Consider the following 1,055-nt stretch of genomic DNA (forward strand, 5'->3'; position numbering starts at 1 on the left):
GACGTACTCGGTGATGGAGACGGCCGCCGACCCGCGCCGCTACTCCACCACGCTGCAGTCGGGCACGGCTGGCCTGCCGTTCACCACGGGCGGCCTGACCCCGCCGCTGACACCACCTCTGACCAGCAACGCGGTCACGGTGTCCGGAGAGATCATGGCTACCAACGCTGGCACGTTCGGCACGCGCCCGGTGTTCGTCATCACCGGCCCAGTGACCGGGCCACAGATCATCACGCAGATGCCCGACGGGTCGGTCCTGCCATTGATCTACTCGCAGGACCTGTACACCGGCGACCAGCTCGTCATCGACACGGACGCCAAGACGTGCCGCATCAACAACAGCGCGTCCCGCCGCCGCTTCCTAACGGTCCCCAGCGGCTGGCCCCTCATCCCCGCCAGGGCCGCCGCTGCTGTCCAGTTCCGGGCCCAGTCCTACAGCGCCAGCGCTCTTCTGACGGCCCGCTGGCGTTCCGCCTGGATATGAAAGGAGGCCGCCCATGGTCGCGGTCAACCCCTCTTGGATCGACGGCCTTCCCGTCGACGCCATGCGTGCGCGTCGCATCGACTCGCTGATGGTGATGAATAACGGCAGCCACCCACTCGGCGCCCGCACGGGCATCCTCCCCGGCTCGGGCGGTTTCACCGTCACGGTGTCCGGTACCACGATCACCGTAGGCACCGGCATTGCGAGCCTCTACTACGCCGAGCAGGGCGTCTACCGGGTCGCCATGACGTCCACGTCCAACCTGACCCTGGACGCGGCGCACGCGACACTGTCCCGCATCGACCTGGTGTACCTGCGCGTGTGGGACAACGCCGTCGACGGATCTGGGCAGGCCAAGGCTGACGTGGTGTACCTGCCGGGCACTCCGTCATCGACGCCGAGCGCGCCGACTCCGTCGGGAACCGTGATCTATATGCGGCTGGCGCACATCACGGTGCCGGCAGTCGGCGGCGGTTCCCCCAGCGTCAACAACACGGTCACGCCGGTGACAGTGGCGGCTGGCGGCATCGTGCCGGACGCCAGTGCCGCCGGCTTCTACGTCGGCCAGTAC

2 protein-coding genes are annotated in these 1,055 nt (G+C 68.2%); both read left to right on the forward strand.

Features of this window, described 5'->3' with window-relative positions:
* Window positions 1-484, forward strand: a 484-nt coding sequence (locus tag ACFWE9_RS27065; protein WP_377359690.1) for a phage tail family protein, incomplete at its 5' end; no start/stop codon positions are given.
* 13 nt (window positions 485-497) lie between these two features.
* Window positions 498-1,055 (forward strand): hypothetical protein (locus ACFWE9_RS27070; protein ID WP_377359692.1); only part of this gene is annotated, 558 nt, incomplete at its 3' end.

The sequence above is a fragment of the Peribacillus sp. NPDC060253 genome (assembly GCF_042727425.1).
Classification (GTDB): Bacteria; Bacillota; Bacilli; order Bacillales; family DSM-1321; genus Peribacillus.